At 74.4% G+C, this 21,630-nt stretch carries 17 protein-coding genes; 7 read left to right on the forward strand and 10 right to left on the reverse strand.

All coding sequences use genetic code 11. From position 1 onward, the window contains the following. Window position 1: 1 nt before the first annotated feature. Window positions 2–1,873: an ABC transporter substrate-binding protein gene (locus ACIP4P_RS03340; protein ID WP_400914215.1), complete on the reverse strand. Its 1,872-nt coding sequence runs from the start codon at window positions 1,871–1,873 to the stop codon at window positions 2–4. A gap of 418 nt (window positions 1,874–2,291) precedes the next feature. Between ACIP4P_RS03340 and ACIP4P_RS03345 the strand changes: the two genes are divergently transcribed. Continuing rightward, window positions 2,292–3,269, forward strand: coding sequence for a serine hydrolase (locus tag ACIP4P_RS03345; RefSeq protein WP_400914217.1), 978 nt, complete (start codon window positions 2,292–2,294; stop codon window positions 3,267–3,269). Between the two features lie 111 nt (window positions 3,270–3,380). Here the strand turns inward: ACIP4P_RS03345 and ACIP4P_RS03350 are convergent, their stop codons facing one another. Further along, window positions 3,381–3,929: a hypothetical protein gene (locus ACIP4P_RS03350; protein WP_400914219.1), complete on the reverse strand. Its 549-nt coding sequence runs from the start codon at window positions 3,927–3,929 to the stop codon at window positions 3,381–3,383. Between the two features lie 152 nt (window positions 3,930–4,081). On the opposite strand from ACIP4P_RS03350, the gene ACIP4P_RS03355 reads away from it, so the two are divergent. Continuing rightward, window positions 4,082–5,164, forward strand: a complete 1,083-nt coding sequence (locus ACIP4P_RS03355) for a helix-turn-helix domain-containing protein (RefSeq protein WP_400914221.1) — start codon at window positions 4,082–4,084, stop codon at window positions 5,162–5,164. Window positions 5,165–5,246: 82 nt separating this feature from the next. After that, entirely contained in the window at window positions 5,247–7,961 is a 2,715-nt protein-coding gene (locus ACIP4P_RS03360; protein ID WP_400914223.1) for an NACHT domain-containing protein, read from the forward strand. A 5-nt stretch (window positions 7,962–7,966) separates the two neighbouring features. Here ACIP4P_RS03360 and ACIP4P_RS03365 read toward each other — a convergent pair whose 3' ends face one another. Both ACIP4P_RS03365 and ACIP4P_RS03370 read right to left on the reverse strand, forming a co-directional pair. After that, window positions 7,967–8,257, reverse strand: coding sequence for a YciI family protein (locus ACIP4P_RS03365; protein ID WP_400914226.1), 291 nt, complete (start codon window positions 8,255–8,257; stop codon window positions 7,967–7,969). A 102-nt stretch (window positions 8,258–8,359) separates the two neighbouring features. Beyond that, on the reverse strand, window positions 8,360–9,277 hold the full coding sequence (locus ACIP4P_RS03370; RefSeq protein ID WP_400914227.1) for a helix-turn-helix transcriptional regulator: 918 nt from the start codon (window positions 9,275–9,277) through the stop codon (window positions 8,360–8,362). A gap of 161 nt (window positions 9,278–9,438) precedes the next feature. Between ACIP4P_RS03370 and ACIP4P_RS03375 the strand changes: the two genes are divergently transcribed. Then, the gene (locus ACIP4P_RS03375; protein ID WP_400914229.1) at window positions 9,439–10,929 is read left to right on the forward strand and encodes a UbiD family decarboxylase; all 1,491 of its coding nucleotides are present in this window, start codon (window positions 9,439–9,441) and stop codon (window positions 10,927–10,929) included. A gap of 41 nt (window positions 10,930–10,970) precedes the next feature. On the opposite strand, the gene ACIP4P_RS03380 is transcribed toward ACIP4P_RS03375, so the two are convergent. Next, entirely contained in the window at window positions 10,971–11,420 is a 450-nt protein-coding gene (locus ACIP4P_RS03380) for a PACE efflux transporter (protein ID WP_400914231.1), read from the reverse strand. A 104-nt stretch (window positions 11,421–11,524) separates the two neighbouring features. Here ACIP4P_RS03380 and ACIP4P_RS03385 point away from each other — a divergent pair, with 104 nt between their 5' ends. Continuing rightward, complete coding sequence (locus ACIP4P_RS03385; protein WP_400914234.1) at window positions 11,525–12,427, forward strand: LysR family transcriptional regulator; 903 nt, start codon at window positions 11,525–11,527, stop codon at window positions 12,425–12,427. A 77-nt stretch (window positions 12,428–12,504) separates the two neighbouring features. Then, on the forward strand, window positions 12,505–12,984 hold the full coding sequence (locus tag ACIP4P_RS03390; RefSeq protein ID WP_400914236.1) for a hypothetical protein: 480 nt from the start codon (window positions 12,505–12,507) through the stop codon (window positions 12,982–12,984). 27 nt (window positions 12,985–13,011) lie between these two features. On the opposite strand, the gene ACIP4P_RS03395 is transcribed toward ACIP4P_RS03390, so the two are convergent. Both ACIP4P_RS03395 and ACIP4P_RS03400 read right to left on the reverse strand, forming a co-directional pair. Beyond that, window positions 13,012–13,446, reverse strand: coding sequence for a hypothetical protein (locus tag ACIP4P_RS03395; protein WP_400914238.1), 435 nt, complete (start codon window positions 13,444–13,446; stop codon window positions 13,012–13,014). Continuing rightward, window positions 13,446–14,558 (reverse strand): molybdopterin-dependent oxidoreductase, encoded by a 1,113-nt coding sequence (locus ACIP4P_RS03400; protein WP_400914428.1) that lies wholly within the window; start codon window positions 14,556–14,558, stop codon window positions 13,446–13,448. The genes ACIP4P_RS03395 and ACIP4P_RS03400 overlap by 1 nt, the downstream gene beginning before the upstream one ends. A gap of 317 nt (window positions 14,559–14,875) precedes the next feature. Here ACIP4P_RS03400 and ACIP4P_RS03405 point away from each other — a divergent pair, with 317 nt between their 5' ends. Next, entirely contained in the window at window positions 14,876–15,850 is a 975-nt protein-coding gene (locus tag ACIP4P_RS03405) for an AraC family transcriptional regulator (RefSeq protein ID WP_400914430.1), read from the forward strand. A 179-nt stretch (window positions 15,851–16,029) separates the two neighbouring features. Here ACIP4P_RS03405 and ACIP4P_RS03410 read toward each other — a convergent pair whose 3' ends face one another. The 3 genes from ACIP4P_RS03410 to ACIP4P_RS03420 form a co-directional block, all read right to left on the reverse strand. After that, window positions 16,030–16,764, reverse strand: a complete 735-nt coding sequence (locus ACIP4P_RS03410) for a polysaccharide deacetylase family protein (protein WP_350510702.1) — start codon at window positions 16,762–16,764, stop codon at window positions 16,030–16,032. Between the two features lie 11 nt (window positions 16,765–16,775). Continuing rightward, window positions 16,776–18,728 (reverse strand): glycosyltransferase, encoded by a 1,953-nt coding sequence (locus ACIP4P_RS03415; RefSeq protein WP_400914241.1) that lies wholly within the window; start codon window positions 18,726–18,728, stop codon window positions 16,776–16,778. A 286-nt stretch (window positions 18,729–19,014) separates the two neighbouring features. After that, the gene (locus ACIP4P_RS03420) at window positions 19,015–21,348 is read right to left on the reverse strand and encodes an ATP-binding protein (protein WP_400914243.1); all 2,334 of its coding nucleotides are present in this window, start codon (window positions 21,346–21,348) and stop codon (window positions 19,015–19,017) included. Window positions 21,349–21,630: the final 282 nt, after the last annotated feature.

Consider the following 21,630-nt stretch of genomic DNA (forward strand, 5'->3'; position numbering starts at 1 on the left):
GTCATTTCGTCAGGTACCAGTACTCCGGCTCGTAGCCCTGGAACGGGTCACCGGGGTCGACGTGCAGCTTCTTGGTGACCTCGCTGACCGTGAGGGTGTTGGGGGTGTAGATCACCGGCTGCACGCCCGCGATGTAGTCCTCGTAGGCGTACATGTCCTTGACGTCGCTGCCGGTGGTGGTCTTCACGATCAGCTGGTCCAGCTTCGGGTCGGAGAAGCTCCAGACGTTCGGCCCGGCCCCGGTCGCGAACAGCGCGTCACCGGTCGGGTAGTAGTCGGGCGCGAAGACCCAGCCGCCGTAGAGCAGCGCCTGCCACTGGCAGCCGGCCGGCTGGGCGGCGGTGCAGGCCACGCCCTCGTTGCCGATGGTGTTCTGGGTCTTGCTGACCGCGGTGATGCCGATGCCGGCCTTGGCCGCGTCCGAGCGCATGTCCGCCGCCATGGTGTCCAGCGCGGCCTGGCCGGAGGGGTAGTCCATGGTGAACGCGGCCTTGGTGCCCGCCGCGATGCCGGCCCCGCACTGGTCCGGGCCGGTGCCCGGGTTGCTGCAGGTGGCCGGGGTGCTGTCGGTGTTCCAACCGTGGCTCTTCAGCAGCTGTTTGGCGGCCGCGGGGTCGTAGACGGCGCGATCGGACTGGCTCTTGGGGGAGAGCGGGTTGCCGGCCGGTTGGGTGGGCACGGCGCCGGTGCTCGGGTAGGCCCAGCCCTTCCAGACGCCGTTGATGATGCCCTGCTGGTCCACGGTCTCCTGGACCGCCTTGGTGAAGTACGGCTGCTTGAACAGCGGGCCCACGTCCGGGTTGGCGAAGTTGATCTGGTAGTACGAGATCTCGTCCAGGTAGGTCGGGGCCGGGATGTAGTAGCCCGCGGAGCTCAGCGGGTTGCCGGCGTCCGGGTTCTTGGCGTTGAAGACCGGGGAGTCCTCGGCCGGCAGGTAGCCGACGTCGATGGCGTTGGTGCCCCCGCTGCCGGCCTTCAGGTCCGCGTACTCGGTGGTGTCCGAGGTGTAGGGGACGAAGTCCACCTCGTCGAGGTGGGGCTTCTGCGGTCCCGAGTAGGTGGCGTTCGGCACGATCGAGTACGCGCCGGAGGTGCCGTTGTAGCTCTTGAGCTTCCACGGGCCGTCGACCACCGCCCACAGCGGGCTGCCCGCGAAGTCACCGCCCTTGGTCGACTGGGCGTTGAGGTAGGTGTAGTCGGCCGCGCAGTCCTTCGCGGCGGCGTCCGAGCCGAACGCGTCGCTCGCGCAACTGCCCTTCTGGCCCGCGCCGGTGACGTCCCAGGCGAGCGGCATCGGGGTGATCTGGCTGAGCTCGTCGTCGGTGAACCAGTTCTGGTTGACCGGGGTGTTGAGGGTCAGCGTCAGGGTCTGGCCGGAGGCGGTGGCCGACGCCACGTTGTCCGGGAAGTACTTGGCGCCGATCGCCGGGTTCGGCGGGGTGTAGTAGCCGCTGTTGGAGGTCTCGGCCTTGGCCATGTTGATCCAGAACAGCACGTCCTGGGCGGTGACGTCCTCGCCGTTGGACCACTTCCACGGCTTGACCTGGATGGTGACGGTCGTCCCGTCCGGGCTCCAGGTGGGCATCTCCCCGACGGAGACGTCCTGGTCCAGGGCGACCTTGTCGTTCAGGCCCCAGTAGTACAGCGGGCGGTAGAACAGGTCCTGGAACTGGCTGGTGTTCACCGTGGTGACCTGGGCCGCGGTGTCGAACGGCCAGATGGCGTCCGGGAAGGTGGAGGGCGGCTCCGCGACCCGCACCACCCCGCCCTGGACCGGCGCTCCGGTCGGGCCGGGGCTGCTGCCGTTCGTGCCGCCCCCGCTGCTTCCGCCGCTGCAGGCCGTGGCGGCCGCCAGCAGCGTGACCAGTGCCACGGGCCGGGCGAGTCTGCGTGCTCTTACGGGCTTCGTCATCCTGGGCATGCCCCTCTCACCTCACGCGAGTACCAGTGAGTACGTTCCTTGCGCGATCCGACGGTTCACCGAAAGCGGGCACGGTGGTGCCGCGTTCGGGCATGGGGTGGCTCTCCCGACGTGGGAAGGCGCCGGTGTGTCCGGGCCTCGGCCGCGCGTTGCCGGCCGGGCCCCGTCGGGTGCTAACAGTTACACCGATTTCTCGGGCGGAGAGAAGAGTACGGTCGCTCACGGTTCGTCAAGTTTTTTTCAAGGAACGGATCTTGAGGCGGCTGAAGGCTCCTGACCTCGGACGGGGCCGAAGGGGCGGAGCGGGTGTGAGGAAACCCCCATCCTGTTCTCAGCCCGTTCAAAGCCGCGTTCCCTAGCGTCGGTGGACATGACGAAGCGAAGCGTCCTCCGGACGGGGCTGCTGGCACCCGTCGGCGTCCTCGCGGCCGCGGGGATCATCACCGGGGTGCTGCACGGGCATTCCGGCGCGGCTCCGAGCCGGCCGCGGATGGCCGTCGTGGCCGCCGCCGTCCCGGCGCCGGGGCCCGCCGTGCCGACACCGACGGCGTCCACCGCGGCTCCTGTGCCGACACCGACTCCCACGCCCACGCCGACTCCTACGCCCACGCCGACTCCCACGCCCGCCCCCGCCCCCGTCGCCGACGAGGCGCTGCGCACGGCGGCCGCCCGGGCGGGCGGCGCCCTCTCGGTGTCGGTCACCGACCTGACGACCGGGCAGTCGCTCGACTACGGCGCGCCCGGCCACGCGTTCGCCACCGCCAGCATCGTCAAGGTCGACATCCTGGCCACCCTGCTGCTCCAGTCCCAGGACAGCGGCAGCGCGCTGACCGCCGCGCAGCAGGACCTCGCCACCGCCATGATCGAGAACAGCGACAACGACTCGGCGACGGCCCTGTGGAACGCGATCGGCCAGGACGGCGGTCTGAACGCCGCGGACCGGCGCTTCGGACTGACCGCCACCACGGGCGGCACGGACGGCTACTGGGGCCTGACCACCACGACCGCCGCCGACCAGGCGCAGCTGCTGCGCCAGGTGTTCACCGGCGACTCGATCCTCTCCCCGGCCTCGCGCGGCTACCTCCAGCAGTTGCTGGACCAGGTGGAGAGCGACCAGCGCTGGGGGGTGAGCGCGGCGGCGACCGGCGGCACGTCCGCGGTCAAGGACGGCTGGCTGCCGCGCGACGCGGACGGCCTGTGGGTGATCAACAGCATCGGGACGGTCGAGCACGACGGGCACCAGCTGCTGATCGCGGTGGTCTCGGACGGCAACGCCGACGAGTCCGACGGCATCGCCCTGGTGCAGTCGGTGGCCCAGGCGGCCGCCGGCTCGCTGAACGGGGGGTGATCGTTCCTTCGTCCCCCGTCCCTCCGTCCCCCTGGCCGACCGGCCGCCGGGGGCCGCCCGCACCCCTGTGGCGGGCGGACCCCGGCGGCCGGTCGGTCAGCGGCCGGTCGGTCAGGCGAGGGTCCGGCACATGTTCTCCACCCGGTGCTGGGCCAGCACCTCGACCTGCTGGTCCGGGTGCACCAGCAGGACCGCGCCGCCGCTGAACACGTAGTCCCCGACCGGGTGGTAGGGGTTGCCGGGGTGGATCTTCGCGGAGATGTGCGAGGACTTCGGGACGTCCCACAGCGTGCTGCCGTCCGTCAGCCGGTACTCGGTGGCCCGGCCGCTCTGGTCGCGGTCGACCTGGGCACCGGTGTCCAGATTGGTGTAGCGCAGGGTCAGCGGCCCGCGCCAGAGGACGGTCGCGGGCGAGCCGTCGGGGTGCCGGGCGACCGTCTTGGTCTCCTCCTGGTCGAGCAGGTCGGTGATGTACAGGTGGAACGGGCAGACCGTGCCGGCGGGTGCGTCGTAGTCCTGGCCGTGGTACGGCTGCCAGCCGTCGTCGTCGGCGTGTGCGGCAGGGGCGGCCGGCAGCAGGACGGCCGCGGCCAGGACCGCGACGAGGGCGGCGGAACGGGCGAGGACGGTGGAACGGACGAGGGGCGACGGCATGCGCATGGAGGCCTCCTGGGCGTCGGGGCGGGACCGGACGGCCGACCGGTGGCCCACTGCCGCCGCGGCCGCGCACCGGTTATCGTCGGACCGCGGCGGCACCGGCGCGACGTTTTCGGTCTGGGCCGAAAGCCCGGGAGCGCCGGGAGGTGCGGAGCGTGGTGCTGCGGATCCACTTCACGGCCGAGGACCTGCTCGGCACCCGGTTCGCGGACGGTCCGGCGCCGCTGCTGGAGGTCGAACTGGCCGTCGCCATGCTGCAACGGCCCGGCGCGGACCCGGCGTTCGCCCGGCGGCAGCGGCTGCTCGGGGCGATGGCCGCGCGGTCCGTCGCGCCGCTGACCGAGCTGGTCCCGGCGACCGGCGCGGGCCCGTTCTTCCTCGATCCGCTCAGCGCCGACCTGGAGCACGGGCTGGAGCTGGTGCGCTCGTCGGCGGACACCCTGGTACGCAGCGAGCTCGGTCGGATCTGCCGCAACGGGCTGCCCGTCACCCCGTTGATGCGCGGCCTGGCCAATCAGGACCGGCAGGCCTGGCAGTACCTGGAGGCCAGCCTGCGCGCCTCCCACGCGGCGCTGATCGACGCGGTCTGGCCGCGGCTGCGCACCGGCTTCGACACCGACCTCGCCTGGCGCGGACAGGTGCAGCGCGAGCAGGGGCTGCGCGGGATGCTGGCCGGCCTCCACCCGGGCAGCCGATGGCGCGGCAGCACCCTGGAGATCGCGGTGGAACGGGAGTTGGACTTCCGGCTGGAGGGCGGCGGCGTCCTGCTGCTGCCCTCCGCGCAGTGGACCGGGGAGCCGCTGTGCGCCCCGTTGCCGGACGGATCGCTGCTGCTGGTCTACCCGGCGCTCACCCCGCTGCCCCACCTCTTCGAGGAGGCGCCCGCGCCGGGGGCGGACCCGGACGAGCCGGTGGCCGCCCTGCTCGGGCGGACCCGCTCGGCGGTCCTGCGGCTGACCCTGCGCGAACCGACCACCAGCCAACTCGCCCGGGAGCTCGGCATCTCGGCGGCCAGCGCCTCCGAGCACGCCCGGGCGCTGCGGCGGGCCGGGCTGGTCAGCACCGTGCGGGCCGGCCGGGCGGTGCGGCACAGTTGTACCCCGCTCGGGCACCGGCTGCTCGCCACCGCGGCACGCACCTCCGCGCCGCGCACCTCCGAGCCGCGCACCTCCGCGGCGCGCACCTCCGCGCCGCGTCCGGGGCGCGTCCTCGGGGCGAGGAACCCGGTCGGAAACTGATGGTTCGTCAGAAGGGTCGCGCCGGTACTGATAGAAAGGAGGCCTCGCGGCAAGCGGTCGACACAGGGGCGGAGCCGGGGAGTTGACGGAGCACGAGCCCGGCCACGGGGCCACCCACATCCGTAACGTGGTCACCGACAGCACGGTCCACTACCTGGTGCAGATCGGTGTGCTCAACGGCGACCTGCACCTCACCGTGCCGCCCCGGACGGAGGCGACGGACACGCCGCTCGGCCGCGCCGAGGAGCGGCTCGCCCGCAGCCTGCTGCACCAGTGGCGGGCCGAGGCCGACGCCTGGGAGATGGCCGACCCCGAACCGCTGGCCGTCCGCTGGGTGCACAGCCGCACCGCGCTCGCGCCGGGGACCGAGCTGCGCGGGCGCGGCGACCGGGTCGACACGATGGCCGGGGCCCTGCTGGGGCTCGACCACCGCCGACTGCTGATCCTCGGCGGGGCCGGCGCGGGCAAGACGACCCTCGCCGTGCTGCTCACCCTGGAGCTGCTCGCCCGTCGACTCACCCGGGGCGAGGACGTCCCGGTGCCCGTGCTGCTGTCGCTGGAGTCCTGGGACGCCGAGCGGGTCAACTTCCATGACTGGCTGATCGGCCGGGTCACCGAGGAGCACCCCGGTCTGCCACGGGTGGACGGGCTCCACCCGGCCCGCCGACTGGTGAGCGAGCGCCGGCTGCTGCCCGTCCTGGACAGCCTCGACGAACTGCCCGAACACCGCCGGATCGCCGTGCTCCGCGCGCTCGGCCACCAGCTGGGCGGCGAGGGCGGGGTGGTGCTGATCTGCCGGACCGAGCCCTACCGCGCACTGGTGACCACCCAGCAGGACGTGCTCCGGGTGGACTCGGCGATCGAGGCGCTGCCGCTCGACCCCACCGACGTCGCCTCCTACCTGCGCCGCGCCCGGCAGCCCTCGCGCGCCGCGCAGTGGGCGCCGTTGCTGGAGGAACTCCGCTCCGCGCCGGACAGCCCGGTGAGCCGGGCGCTGTCGACACCGCTGATGGTGTGGCTGCTGCGGCGCGGGTACGAGCGGGCGCCGGCGGAGCCGGGGGAACTGCTGGACCGCGGGCGCTTCGCGAACGCCTGGCAGGTGGAACAGCACCTGCTCGACCGGATCGTGCCCGCCTCCTTCCCGCCGCTGCCACCCTCGCCCGACCGGCTGCACCCGCCCCGGCAGTGGGAACCGCGGCGGGCACGGGTCTGGCTGTCCTTCGTCGCCCGGCTGATGAACCGCCAGCAGACCGCCGAGCTGGCCTGGTGGCGGCTGTTCGGCGCGCCGCTGCCGCGGGCGCTGACGGGGCCCGCGCTGATCGCGGTGGGGATCGTCCTGTCGGTGCTGTTCGACCAGGTGCTGGGAGCCGTCGAGGGCTCCAGGAACCCGTTCGGCTACGGCAGCTCCCTGGGCCTCGGCGTGGCCCTCGCCGGGGTGTCCCGGACGGCCGGGCAGGTGTGGTTCGGGGACGACGCCACGGCGACGCCCCGGCGGCGGGTCGATCCGCTGCGCTTCGCCGGGGCGCTCCGCTCGGCCGGCCGCAACGGGCGGCTGGGCCGGGCCTGGCGACTCACCGTGGTGATCGGCGGGCCGCCGGTGGTCCTCGCCCTGGGACTGTGGCAGCTGCTGGAACCGGGGACGGAGGGCATCGCCCTGATGGCGGCGGTGCTGCTGTCCGGCTATCTGACGATCGTGCTGGCGGCCCCCTCGGACACCGTGGACGCCGCCACCCCCGACGCGCTGCTGCGCTCGGAGCGGACCTCGGTCCTGGTCACGCTGCTCGTCCTCGCGCCGCTGCTCGCCGTGGGCGTCGGGCTGGTCGACTGGTCGGTGGCCCAGCGCTACGGCTCCCACCAGGTGGACTGGATCCACGCGGCGGCGACCTGGTGCGGGGCCGCCGCGACCTTCCTGCTGCTCAGCCCGTGGAGCCGGTGGCTGCTGGCGCGGTGCTCGCTGGCGCTGGCCGGCCGGCTGCCCTGGCCGCTGATGACCTTCCTGCGGGACGCCCACCGGGCCGGGCTGCTGCAGCGGACGGCCGGGACGTACCGCTTCCGCAACCTGCGGCTGCAGCAGCACCTGGCCGGCCGGGCCGCCGCCGGTCCGGGCGGTGTCGTCGCCCCAGGGGGCCCGGTGGTTCCGGGGGTCCCGGGGGCCCCGGTGGTCCCCGCTCCTCGGGCGACACCGAACGGTCCGGCGGTCGTGCCCGGTCCGGCGGCGGTCGCGACCGGTCCGCTCGTCGGCGTCTCCCTGCGCCCGGCCTCGGCCTGGCGCGGAATCACCGTGCGTCGGGAGCCGGGCTCGTACCTGCTCAGCGGCCGGATCCGGACGGTCATGCTCGCGCACTGGGCCCCGATCGGCGCCCTGCTCGGCCTGCACCTGGTCCGGATCACGGTGAGCGGCGCCTGGGACCAGGCGGACTCCTGGAAACCGCTGCTCGGGCTGCCCGCCCTCGGCCTGCTGGTGATGCTGATCAGCCTGCTGCGCCGGCGGCGCCTCGAACTGCACATCACCGACACCTTCATCGCCGCCGGGCAGGGCCGGTTCCGCTGCCGCTACGAGTGGGCCGACGTGGCCGAGGCGGCCCTCCGTCCGGTGCACCTGCGCGGTCGGGACACCCGGGCCCACGGCATCCACGTCCGGTTGCGGCCGGGGGCACCCGTCCCGCCGGAGCGCTTCCGGGGGCGGGACGGGTGGTACCTGGTGCAGCCGATGACCGTCTTCCGCGCTCTGCCCCCGGACCTCGTGGAGGCGCTGGAGCAGCTCTCCGGCGGGCGCTGGCGGCCGCCCGGTCCGTGACCCCGTCAGTCCTTGAGGTGCTCCGCGAGGTACCCGAGCACCGGGGACCACTCCTCGATCCGGACCCCGCCGAGCACCCTGGCCTCGTGGTACGGATCGCGGTCGAGGAGCCGCCGCAACTCGGCCTCGTCGTCCGCCCGGAAGACCAGCAGTCCTCCGGTGTCGCTGGTGAACGGCCCGGAGAGGACCAGGCTGCCCGCCAGCTGGAGCTCCGTCAGGAACGCGCGGTGCGCCGCCCGCACGGGCAGGTGGCGCTTGTCGGGGGTGAAGACGTACTCGACCGCGTAGTAGGCCATGGTGTCCGCCGTGCTCCTCGTTCGGTGGTCGATCGGGGGAGTGGATCGCCCCTCCACTCTGCCAGGCTCAGGCCCCGGGCGGTGCTGGGTCGGGTCGGCGGCTCAGGAGGTGGTCCGCGCGGTGCGGGTGCCGAGTCGGTCGCCGGGCTGGATGGCGTCGTCGCCGCGGGCGCGGGTGCGGAAGCCCGTCGGGGTCTCGCCGGTGCGGTGCCGGAAGAAGCGGGTGAACACCGGCGCGGAGCCGAAGCCGAGGCGGTCGCCGACCGCGTGCGCGGTCAGGTCGGTGTGCAGCAGCAGCCGCTTGGCCTCGGTGACCAGCCGGTCGTCGATGACGGCCTTGGCGCTGCGCCCGACGGCCGCGTTGGCGGCCCGGGTCAGGGTGCGCACGCTGTAGCCGAGCCGGGCCGCGTACTGCTCGACCCGGTGGGTGTGGCCGAAGTCCCGTTCCACCGCGTGCCGGAAGCGGTGGAAGGTCTCGTCGCCGGCGGTGCTGCGCCGGTCCCCGCCGGGGAGGTGGGACAGGCGCAGCACCAGGACGGCGAGGAGGTGGCGCACCACCTCGACGTGCACCTCCAGCGGCAGTCCGCGCAGCCGGTGGTACTCGTCCGCCAGCAGGGCCAGGGTCCGGGTGATCGGCGGCTCGGTCTCCGGGCCGGGGGCGAGCGGCAGCCGCCAGGCCCGGCGGTCCAGGTGCGCGGCGGTGACGGTGTCCCGGTCCAGGAAGCCGGGTTGGAACAGGATGGCGGTGCCGCGCGCTCCCGTTTCGTGGGGTTCGCGGAGCTGGAGGATCTGGCCGGGGCGGACCCAGAGCCACTGCCCGGCGTCGACCGTGCACTCCGTCAGGTCCACGGCGCACGGCAGTCGCCCCTCGACCACCGTGACCAGCAGGTGGAAGGCCGGTCGGACCGACGCGTCGCGGGCGATGCCGAGGGCGCGGAGGCGGTCGGCCCACCCCGGGAGGTCCGTGACCTCCACGCCCGGCGGCCCGCCCGGGGTGGTCGGGAAGGGGAGATCGGCCACGTCCACAGCTTGTCCGTTTCTGTACAGAGGGCGACCGATTTTATCCATGGTGCGGCCGAGTTCCGCCCCTAGCGTGAGCGCTCCGACCCTTCGTCCCCTCGATCCCTGGTCCCCTCGATCCCTCGATCCCTCCTTCCCGACGGCAGCAAGGACGCGACGCCATGCCCCGGTACGAGTACCCGACCACCGCCCCCGCCCTCGACTTCCGCGCCTTCCTCGGCGAACTCCTCGCCGCAGGCGACGCGGTGGCGATAGAGCGCACCGTCGACCCGCACCTCGAAGTCGGCGCGGTCACCCGCCGGGTGTACGAAACCCACGCCCCCGCACCGCTGTTCGGCTCGCTGACCGGCGCCGCCCCCGGCTTCCGGATCCTCGGTGCCCCCGCCGGACTCAGCGCCCTGCCCGGGCAGCGGTACGGCCGGATCGCCGCCCACTTCGGCCTGCCGCGCACCGCGAGCCCGCGGGACCTCCTGGAGCACCTGATCCGCGCCATGCACGCGGAGCCCGTCCCCCCGGTGGTGGTGCCGACCGGCCCGTGCCGGCAGAACGTCGCGACCGGCGAGGCCGTCGACCTGGAGCGCCTCCCCGTCCCCCTGCTGCACCAGGAGGACGGCGGACGCTACCTGGGCACGTACGGCTTCCACGTCGTCCGGAGCCCGGACGGGGAGTGGACCAGCTGGTCGGTGGCCCGGACCATGCTGCGGGACCGCACCACCCTGGTCGGACCGGCGATGCCGCAGCAGCACATCGGCATGATCCACCGAATGTGGCGGGAGCGCGGCGAGCACACCCCCTGGGCCATGGTCCTCGGTGCTCCGCCCGCCGCGCTGGCCGCGGCGGCGATGCCGCTGCCGGACGGGGTGAGCGAGGACGGCTACGTCGGCGCCCTCACCGGCCGGCCGGTCGAGGTGGTCCGCGCCCTGGCCAACGGTCTGCACGTGCCCGCGCACGCCGAGATCGTGCTGGAGGGGTACCTCAGCCGCGACGAGACCGCCCCCGAGGGCCCGATGGGGGAGTACCACGGCTACGCGTTCCCCGAGGGCAGGCCGCAGCCGGTCTTCCACGTCGAGGCGGTCAGCTGGCGCGACGACCCGGTCCTGCCGGTCTGTGTGGCCGGGCTGCCCCCGGAGGAGAACCACACCGTCTGGGGCACGATGATCTCCGCCTCGGCCCTCGACCTGCTGCGCACCGCCGGCCTGCCGGTCGACCTCGCGTGGTGCTCCTACGAGGCGGCCACCTGCTGGATGGTCCTGGCGATCGACCGGTCCCGGCGCGGCGTGCCCGGCTGGACGGACCGCCGACTGGTCGACGCCGTCGCCGAGGTGCTGTTCCCCTCCCACGTCGGCTGGCTGGTGCCCAAGGTGATCCTGGTCGACGACGACATCGACATCACCGACATCCGCCAGGTGGTCTGGGCCCTCGCCACCCGCTGCCGCCCCGGCACCGGCGAGCACGTCTTCCCGGACGCGCCCGGCATCCCGATGGTCCCCTACCTCACCCCGGAGGAGGCCCGGACCGGCACCGGCGGCAAGTCGATCACCAACTGCCTCCTCCCGGAGGGGTTCCGGGGCACGACCGCGTCCTTCCGCGGCTCCTACCCGGAGGAGCTCCAGCGGCACGTGCTGGCGAACTGGTCCCGCTACGGCTACTGAACGGCCCGGCTGCACGGTGGCCCGGCGGCACGGTGACTCGGCTACACGGTGACCTCCTGCCGCTCGGGGTCGTTCACCGCCGATGCCGGGACCCCGAAGACCCGGTCGAAGGCCCAGTTGTAGGCGTAGGTGTAGAAGGGGACGTAGATGATGAACGTCAGGTCGAGCAGGAACGCCCGGACCAGGGTGACCTCCAGCCACCACGCGATCAGCGGGACGAGGAAGCAGACCAGGGTCGCCTGGAATCCCACCGCGTGCAGGATCCGGCGCCGCACCGTGCGAGTGCGGTCGTGCCGGCGGGCCTCCCACGCCTCGAAGAGGTGGTTGTACGCCAGGTTCCAGAGAGTCGCCCCGACGCTGATCATGATCGCCAGCGGCCCGGTGGAGGAGAGCGAGTCGCCGGTCAGCAGCGTCATCACCGACGTGCCCACCGCCAGCCCGAGGGCCTCGTAGCCCCCGACGTAGACCAGCTTCCGCCGTATGCCTTGCACGGTGATTTCTCCTCTTTCCGTTGCTTTCGTCTGCCTGCGGAAGAGGACGCTAGTTCAGGTAGTCTGGCGGAAAAAGCAAGATTCTTTCAGGAAAACTGATAGATGTGGGGCAGGTGCGCATGGCGCTCTCCAGCGACGACCTCACGCTGATCCTGGCCGTGGTGGACCACGGCTCCTTCTCCGGCGCGGCCCGCGCACTGCGCCGGGTCCCGTCCGCGGTCAGCATGGGCGTCGCCAACATCGAGGCCGAGCTGGGATATCCGCTGTTCGACCGGTCCCACCGCGAGGCGGTGCCCACCGCCCAGGCCCTGGCCCTGGTGCCCCAGGCCCGCACCATCGCCAGCAGCCTGCGGCTGCTCCAGGTCCACGCCGCGCAGCTGTCCCAGGACCTGGAGAGCACGCTCACCGTCGCCGTGGCCACCGGCATCCGGGACCGGGAACTGCTGGACGCGCTGACCCGCGTCGGTGCCCGCTACCCCCTGCTGCGCGTCAACCTGCTCCACGTCCCCCAGGACCAGGTGCACACGCTGCTGCACCAGGAGCGCATCGACCTGGCGCTGATGGCCGCCCCCTCCCGCGCGGACCGCGAGGAGTCCCGGGCCGCCGTCGGCGAGGAGACCTTCGTCGCGGTGGCGTCGGCCACCGTCGACACGCCAGGCCTGCCCGCCGGCCTGCGACGGCTGGAGGACCTGAGCACCTGCCGCCAGATCGTGCTGGCCGGCCCCGACGACCCCGTCGTCGAGACCCGGCTGCTCATCTCCGACGACTGGTGGCACGTGGACACGGTGGACGCCGCACTCGACCTGGTGCGCCGCGGCGCGGGCTGGGCCAACCTGCCCGAGAGCGCGATCCGGGCGGCGGTCGCCGCAGGCGGACTGCGGGTGCTGGAGTTCGACAACATCCGCAACGGCGTCCCCCTGCCCGTGCACCTGACATGGCTGCGCAGAAGGCCGCTGCGCCGGGCCGCCGGAGAGGTCGTCGAGCTGATGCGCCGCGGCCACCGCTGAGCGTGTCGGTCTCCCCGAGTGTGTCAGTGCCCCGGACTAGCGTGTTCCGCAAGGCTGGTGACGGAGGGAGAGGGGTCATGGGAGCGAGCGGGTGGACGTACGTCACGCCGTACCGGGGGAGCGTGGAGGCGACGCTGGCGGCGCTGCACCAGGAGGTGTTCCAGGAACGGTACGGCGACGGCCGGTTGTTCGCCTCCCCGGCGGAGCTCTACGCGGACGAGGAGTTCATGGGGGAGGAGGGCACCCACTCGATCCTGGACATCCGGTACGTCGTGAGCAGTGCCGAGCCGCCCGTGACGGACGGCGACTACTTCACCCTGCGGCCGGTGCGCCCCGAGCGGGTGGTGAACCACCTGGGCACCGCCCGCCCGACGGTCGAACAGTTCCGGGCGGAGGAGGCCAGGTACCGGGAGTCGCTCAGCACCCGGCGGTTCGGGGAGCGGGAGCCGGACACGCTGTTCGACGAACCACGCCGACGCTGGAACGGCCTCCATGTCCTCCTCCACACGGACGGTGAGGTCAGCCACCTCGGGATCTTCGGCTCGTCGGGGGACTGACGGCCGCGCTGCGCCGAGGGGCGGAGCTCAGCGGTCGGGGTCGGGGTCGGGGTCGGGGTCGGGCCGACGACGGCGGGCGAGCGCGAGCAGTAGGGCGATGGCGGCCGTGGCGGCGAGCAGCAGCAGCCAGTTGCGCAGGTACGGCGAGGGCAGCAGGGTCGGGTTGCCGGTGTCCCGGCCGGACAGGGCGACGGCGGGCAGGCCGACGGCGGTCAGCGTGGCCGCGACGATCAGCCAGCCGCGCAGCACCGGTCGTCGGGCCGGACCGGCGGCGGCGAGCAGCGCACCGGTCAGGCACACCGCGGGCAGCCAGAGGCCGTCGTGCAGCACGAGTGCGCCGACCGCCCACCGGAGCACTCCGGCGGGCTCGGTGATGAACGCGTCGGAGAGCAGGCCGTACAGGCCGAAACCGGTCGTTGCCAGTCCGGCGGTCAGCGCGGCGGCGCGGAGAACGCGTGCCATCAGAGCACCTCGATCCGGGTGACCCATTTGGTCTGCAGCACCCCGGGCCGGTTCGGCGCGATGATCCGCGCCGGGAAGCCGTGGTCCGCCGTGAGCTCCCTGCCGTCCACCCGCAGGGCCAGCAGGGTGAGCGGGTCCTCCGCGTACGGGGCGGGCATCTCCATCACCCGGTACGGGCCCGCGGCTTCGAGCGAGGTGACCCGTACGGCGGAGCCGGCGGGGGCGCCGGCCCGGGCCAGCAGGTCGACCATCCGCACCCCGGCCCACCGGGCGCTCACGCTCCAGCCCTCCACGCAGGAGATCGGCAACTCCGCCTCGTGCTGCGGGAGTCGGCGTAGCTCGGCGAGGCTCAGGCGGTACGGCCGGGGGCCGTCGACCAGCAGCTGCCAGTCCGGGGGGACGGTGACCGTTCCGGCCTGGGCGGCCGTGCGGTTGACCGGAAGTCCGTCCGGACCGTCGCCGGGGCGGCGCGGAGCGAGGAGGTTCAGCGGCTGCAACCACGGCACGCTCTGCCCGGCGGTGGCGAGGGTGACCACGCCGACGGCCGCGCCCACCGAGAGCAGGAAGCCCCGCCGGCCCGCCAGTTGGGCCTGTCGTCGGCCGCGCCAGTGCCGGGCGATCAGCGGGGCCTTGACGGCCAGATGGATCAGCAGGCCGCCGACCGCCAGCCAGGCCAGCCAGAAGTGGGTCTGGCGGAAGGGGAAGGGCCAGGGGTACCACTGGAGGGTGTTGAGGAGGCCGGTGGTCAGTTCCAGCACGACGGCGGCCACCAGGACGGCGATGCCGAGGCGTTCGAGGGCGTGCAGGACGCTGCGGGCGGGCGGCCATTCGAACAGCCGGGGGTAGACCGTCCACAACTTCGCCCCGGCCAGCGGGATCGCGGCGATCCCGCTGATCACGTGGAGACCCTGGGTGACCCGGTAGCCGTTCACCGGGCGGGAGGGTAGCCACTCGGTCAGCCAGTGCGGCGGGTCCTGGAGCAGATGGCTGGTCAGGCCGGTGACGAAGCAGAGCACCAGCGCGGCGCCGAGCCACCGTCCGAGCACGACGGCGGTGCGCGGTTCGTGCAGGGCGGAGGTGAATGCGCGCTCGCGGAACGGGCCGCGCCGCAGGAACGCGGGTGGGGCGGGGAGCGGGCGGTCGAGGCGGCGGTCGAGGCGGCGCGGCGCGCCGGGGGGCTTGGAATCCACCCGTCCATCGAAGCGCCCGGGGGGCGTCGGGAGGTGCTGCGGCGTCCTTACGGATTGCGAACGGCGGGGCCGGCGGGGCCGATCGTGACCCCGTGAGGTGTGGGAAGTCGGCCCGTCCGACCTCCCAACCCTCACGTCGGTGCGCCGACACCTGAGCGCACCCGGTACACCCGACCGCCGATACTTGATCCCGGGCCGCTGCCCCCCGCAGCGGCCCGGGAGGGAGAGCGTTGTCGACGGTGCTGTTCAGCGGCGGCGAGGTACGGGACCTGCACGACGCGGTGTCCGCCGAGTTCGCCCCGCACAGGCTGCGGGTGCGTGAGGCCCCCGGACCCGGCGACGGCGGCCGGTTCGTGCGGCGCTGGCGCGGTGAGGTGTCGGTGTACGAGCTGGGCTACGGCGCGGACGTCGACGTCGTCCCCGGCGAACTGGCCGACTTCTACAGCGTGCAGATCCCGCTCACCGGATCGGGCGTGGTCACGGTGGACGGCCGTCCGCTGGCCACGCCGTTCAGCATCGCCGGGCCCGGCCAGCGCCTCGCGATGTCCTGGGACCGGGCCAGCGTGAACCAGGTCCTGCTGATCACCCGCCAGGCGGTGGACCGGGCGGTGACCGTCCGCCGGGGCGAACCCGGCCGCGAGGCCGTCCGCTTCGACCCGGCCCTGGACGGGGACCGCGCCGCCGTGGCCGAGTGGCTGGAGCTCGCCCGCTGCTACGCGCGCACCGCCGGCGGTGAGCTGTTCGCTCGCTCGCCGCTCGCCCGGCAGCACCACGAACAGCTGCTGCTGCACGGCCTGTTGGACATCCAGCAGCACAGCCTGGGCCGCGTCCCGGCCCTGGTCGCCGCCCCGGCCGCGGTACGCCGTGCGGTCACCTTCTGCGCCGAGCACGCCCACGAGCCGATCTCGGTCGCGGACCTCGCCCGGGCCGCCCGGGTCAGCCTGCCCAGCCTGCGCCGGGGCTTCCGCACCCACCTGGGCACCACGCCCCTCGCCCACCTGCGCCGGGTCCGGCTGGACCTCGCCCACCACGACCTGCTCGCCGCCGCCGGCAGCGGGCACGCCACGACCGTCACCCAGGTGGCACTGCGCTGGGGCTTCGGCCACCTCGGCCGCTTCTCCCAGGAGTACCGGGAGGCCTACGGGCGGCTGCCGTCCGAGGTCCTGGACCGCGGCCGTCCACAAAGCGCCGCCGGAAGCACCGGAACCGGATAGTCCCACCCGCCGCACCGCCGCCACACTTGGCGGTGCCACGGGCGGCCACGGGGGAGCCGCCCGACCCCGCGCCACGCCCCTGCCCGGTGCGCGCGGACGGGCACCCGGGGCGGGGCAGCCGGATCGCACCGGATGCCCCGTCCCGCTCACGTGCAGTCGCCTGTTCGCGACCGGAACGCTCAGGAGCGTTCTGCCACGCCGTGGTCGCGGAGCGGCCCGACCTGCCAGCCGTGGGCGGCGCAGTGGTCGAGGAGGTGGGGGAGGGCGCCGAGGGCGGACCGCCAGGCGGCGGGGAAGGACGTGCAGTCGGAGTCGTGCAGCAGCACGGTGCCGCCGCCGTACAGGTCGGCGGTGACGGTGCGGTGGACCGAGTCGGGGGTGGCGCGGCTGGTCCAGTCCTCGCCCCAGCTGGTCCACAGCACCGGGGTGAGGCCGAGCCGGCGGGCGGACAGGTGGGCGGCGGTGCTCATCACGCCGTACGGGGGCCGGAACCAGCGGGGTGCGGTGCCGGTCAGGTCGCCGACGGTGTCGCGGGCGCGGCGCAGGTCCTGGTGGGTGGCGCGGGGGCCGCGCAGCAGCAGCGGGCGGTGCGCCCAGCCGTGGACGGCGATCTCGTGCCCGGCGTCGGCGATCTCCCGGACCAGGGCGGGGGACCTGGCGGCCATCGAGCCGAGCAGGAAGAAGGTGGCGCGCACGTCGTGCGCGTCCAGCAGGGCGAGGAAGTTCGGCGTGGAGAACGGGTCCGGGCCGTCGTCGAAGGTGAGGGCGACGTGGTCCGGGCGGCCGGTCCCGGCGAGGCGGGGCAGCAGGCGGTTGCGCAGCGGCCCGTAGGTGGACAGCACGGGGGCGGCGTGGGCGGCGGTGACGGCGGCCGCGGCGGCGGCGCCGACGTTCAGCAGGGTGCGGGGCTTCATGGCAGGTGGCCTCAGGACAGGGTGGTGAGCGCGCCGAGGCGCGGCAGCGGGCGGGGGGCGAGCAGGCCGCGCAGGGCGGCGGTGAGGTCGGCGGCGCGGGCGCTGCCGCACTCGACCAGGACGACCTGGCCGGGCTTGACCTGCGGAGCGGTGCCGGCGGCGCAGTTGATCCGGGCGTCGGGGACCACCAGGTGCTCGTGGTGGTAGGCGGCCAGGCCGAGATCGAGGGCGTCCACGTCGCGGCTGGAGAGGTAGTACCCGGGGGTCGAGCCGGTGGCCGTGCGCAGGGCGGCGGCCCCGGCGTCCAGGGAGCCCCGGCGGGTGACCAGCCCGGTCCCGTACGGCGGGCCGTAACCGGCGTTGACCAGGGTGAGTCCGGCGGCCGCGAGGCGGCGGACCTCGCCCGGGTCGGCGCTGGCCTGGGCCGCGTCGATCGAGACGGCGGCCTTGGCGGCCCGCAGGATGCGCAGGGTGGCGTCGTCCAGGCGTTCGCCGCTCGGCGGGTGCACCACGAGGTACGTCCGGTCGGTGCGGCTGGCGTCGACGGCGTCCAGTCCGCCGTAGGCGACGGCGAGTTGGGTGCCGCCGGTGGTCAGCCAGGCGGTCGCGGTCAGCGCCGCGGCGGCGATGCCGAGTCTTCGGACCGGGCGGCGGACCGGGCGACGGACCGGGCGGCGGACCGGGCGGCGGACCGGGCGACGGACCGGGCGACGGGCGGGGTGGCCGACCGGGTGGTGCGGCGCCGGGGCGGCCGGTGTCCGGTCCTCCTCGGCGGGGTGGCGTCGTTGGGTCGGGATGAGCGGCCGCGGGGCGTCGGCGGTCCGGGTGGCGACGGCCGCGATGGCGTTCGCCGGGCCGGCCGCGTCGCGGTGCAGCGCCAGTCCGGCCGCGCGGTGACGGCGTCCGGCGGGGCCGTCGACCATGGCGGCGAGCACGGTCCCGAGTTCGGCCGGGTCCCGGATCCAGGGGGCGAGCCCGGCCTCGTCGAGGGCGGCGGCGTTGGTCAGGCCGTGCCCGGGTATGCAGCGGTAGCTGACGGCGGGCAGGCCGCAGGCGAAGGCCTCCAGCGAGGTCAGCCCGCCGGCGTTCTGCACCAGGACGTCGCAGGCGTGCATCAGTCCGGGCATGTCGTCGACCCAGCCGAAGGCGTGCTCGACGCCCTCCGCCCGCAACCGCTCCGCCAGCGCCCGGTTCCGCCCGCACACCACGACCGGCACGGCCGCCCCGGTGTCCCGCACCTCGGCGGCCACCGTCGCCACCTCGCCGACTCCCCAGGAGCCCGCCACCAGCAGTGCCAGCGGCACGTCCGGCGGCAGGCCGAACCGGGCCCGGGCCGCCCGGCGCCGGTCCGCGGTGACCGGGGTGCACCGCGGGTCGACCACCGGGCCGGTCACCTCCACCCGCTCGGCGCCGAGTCCGCGGGCCTGTTCGGCCGGGACCGGATGGGCGGCCAGGTGCAGGTCGGCGCCGGGGGCCACCCAGAGCGGGTGGACGGAGAAGTCGGTCAGGTAGACCGCGGCGGGCGTGGCGAGACGCCCCAGTCGGCGCAGCCGGCCGAGGACCTGTCCGGCGAGCGGATAGGTGGCCACCACCGCCCGGGTGTCCGCCGGGAGCGCACGCAACAGCCGCCGGTGGCTGCTGCGTTGGAGCAGTCGGATGAAGACGCCGGGACGCCCGGCGTGCTCGGTGCTGGAGTAGATCCGCTGGTAGGCGGCGGGGGCGACGGTCAGCAGCAGCCGGTAGCTGCGCGAGACCAGCTGCCCGAGCCCGGCGGGGACCAGGTCCAGGAAGTCGTGGCGGTCCACCTCGAATCCCAAACCGGCGAGGCGCAGCGCGAGTTGGGCCGCGGCTCCGTCGTGTCCGGCGCCCACGCTCGCGGAGACGATGACGACCCGCCCGGCGGCGGGTCCGGGCGGGCACGGCGGTGCCGTGCTCCGTGGTGCGGGATCGATGAGCTCGGTCACGGCACTGGTTCCGATCCTCGGCGGGGCCCGGGTGGTCCCCGGGCGGCAAGGTCAGAATGGCAGGGCCTTGCTGAAGATCGGCTTAAGTTGAAAGATGCTTGGTAATTCCGCTTCGACGACCTGCGAGGAGCCGCAACGCCCCTGGGGCGACCTGCGACGACCGGCATCCGATCACTCGACCCGCGGCCGAACGTCTGACCGGGCGTCGATCACCTGTCGACCACCCGGCGACCACGTGCCGAGCACTTGTCGATCATTGTTCGAGCGCCCTTCGACCCGCGGTCGATCAGTCCTCCAGCCGCGCGAGGCGCGCCCGGACGGCGTCGGCGTCCCGGTGCTGGAGGTCCTCCAGGATGGCGAGGCCGCGCACCCAGTCGGCCCGGGCGGCCTCCGGGTCGCCGAGGGCGAGGTGGGTGTCACCGAGGTGGGTGTGGATGTCGGCCTGGAGGAAGTAGTCGCCGATCGCCCGCCGCAGCCGCAGCGACTCCCGGTACGCGGGGAGCGCCTCCCGGTACTCGCCGAGGTGGTGGTGGATGAACCCGATGCTGTCCCAGATCGACGACTGGCCGGGCAGGTTTCCGGCCTCCCGGGCCAGGTCGAGGGCGAGCCGGCACTGCGGCAGCGCCTCCCGCAACTCGCCCTGCTGCGCCAGGTACCAGCCGATGCTGTTGAGCGCGAGCGCCTGCCCGGAGGGGTCGCCGAGGGCCCGGAACAGCTCCAGCGCCCGACGGGACTCGGCCACCGCCTCGGCGTCGGCGCGCACCTCGCCGTGCGCGATGGCCAGGTCGAGCCGGGTCCGGCCCTCCCGCGGCCGGTCGCCGAGCGCCTCGAACAGCTCCAGGGCCAGCCGCAGTTCGCGCTGGGCCGGCGGCTGGCGGTCCTGGGAGCGGTGCACCTGGCCGAGCCAGCGGTGCGCGTGCGCCTGCCGGCCGAGGTCCCCGAGGCGCTCGGCGGCGGCCAGCGCCGTCCCGCTCGCCCGCTCCCACTGCTGCCACAGCCCGGACTTGAGCAGGTACGGCACCTGCGCGCCGACCAGCTGCCAGGCGTGCACATCGGCCTCCGCCCGGAGCGCGGCGTCGACGACCCGCTCCAGCACCGGCTGCTCCTCCCGGTACCAGGCGAGCGCCTGCTGCCGGTCGGCGAGCTCCTCGGGCGCAGCCCCGGCGGTGGGCGGCGCCAGGTCGAAGGACTGCCAGGAGACGTCGTCGGCGTAGGCCAGGCAGGCCGCCCGGTGCGCGGTGTGCAGGTAGTGGTCGAGCATCCGCAGCGTGGCCGCGTCCTGCTCCGGCCGGGGTTCGAGGGCGGCCGCCTGCTCGGCGGCGTAGGCACGCAGCAGGTCGTGGAAGGTGTAGCGGCCGTGCTCCGGCGAGGTGATCAGGTGGGCGCGGTGCAGGTCCTCCAGCAGGGCGCGGGTCTCGGCGAGCGGCAGCCCGGCGAGGCTCGCGGCCGCCGCCGCGCTGAGGTGCGGGCCCGGGTGCAGGCCGAGCAGCCGGAACAGCCGGGCGGCCCGCGGGGCCAGCGCGCGGTAGGACCAGGAGAGGACGACCCGGACGTCGGCGTGGCTGTCCCCGGCCGACAGCAGGTCCAACCGGACCCGGGAGTCGCGCAGTTCGGCCGCCCAGACGGCGAGCGGGGTGCAGGGCCGGTCGGCGGCCCGGGCGGCGGCGATGTTCAGGGCGAGCGGCAGCCGGGCGCAGAGGTCGATCAACTCGTCGGCCGCGTCCTGCTGGGCGGCGACCAGGTCGGCGCCGAGGCGCCGGGCGAACAGTTCGCGCGCCTCGGCCGGGGAGAGCACGTCCAGCGGCAGCGGGACGGCGCCGTCCAGGGCGATCAGCGCGGGCAGCCGGTTGCGACTGGTGACCAGGACGAGGCAGCTGTCCGAACCCGGCAGCAGCGGCCGGACCTGCTCCGCCTCCCGGACGTTGTCGAGCACGATCAGTGTCCGGGTCCCCGCCAACCGGCTGCGTAGCAGCGCCAGTTGACCGTCCGGGTCGGCGGGCACCCGCAGCGCGGGGACGCCCAGCGCGTCCAGGAAGGCGCGGGCCACGTCGGCGGCGGCCACCGGGGCCCGGGCCGGGTCGAAGCCGCGCAGGTCGGCGAAGAGCTGTCCGTCGGGGAAGTGCTCGGCGACCCGGTGGGCGAAGTGCACGGCCAGGGTGGTCTTGCCGACGCCCGCGGTCCCGGCGATCGCCGAGATGACCACGGCGCCGCAGCCGGGGGCGCCGCCGGGCAGTAGCTCCGCCAGGGCCCGCAGCTCCCGGGTGCGCCCGGTGAAGTGCCGGATGGCCAGGGGGAGTTGCTTGGGCGGGGTGGAGGTCCGGGGCGGGCCGGCCGGGCGGTCGGGGGCGCCGCCGGGGGCCGCGGTCGGGCCGTCCGGCGCCTCGCCGGGCTGGAACTCCGGTTCCCGGGCGGCGGTCAGCCAGCGGGCGCGGGTGTCCGGATCGACGCCGAGCGCCTCGGCGAGCCGGAGTACGGAGGACATCCGCGGTCGGCGCCCGCCCTTCTCCAATGCGCTGATCGATCGGGCCGACACCCCCGAGCGGTCGGCCAGTTCGTCCTGGCTCCACCCCGCGGCCAGTCGGCACTCCCGCAGCAGCGCGGCGAAAGCAGCAGGTCCCACCCGTTCTCCCCGGATCCCTGGGAACCGTGCCGTCGCCCCGCCCGTCCGACCCGGATCGCGGATGAGCGTAGCGCCACGCGGCCCAAGTGTCAGGTCAACGTCGGGTCAACGTCATGGTCATCATCACCGTGGCGCCAGGAGGATGAACGACCGACGGACCGGCGGCGAGGCGCGGCTACGGGGGTGCCGCGGCTCGTCCGCCCCGGCCCGGCGGGGCCCGTCCGGGGCCGCCTGCCGGGTGGGTGTCCCGGGGTGGCGAAACCGATTCCGCCGCTGGTCGAA

Origin of the sequence: Kitasatospora sp. NPDC089509, from assembly GCF_044749365.1 — a bacterium.
Classification (GTDB): Bacteria; Actinomycetota; Actinomycetes; order Streptomycetales; family Streptomycetaceae; genus Kitasatospora.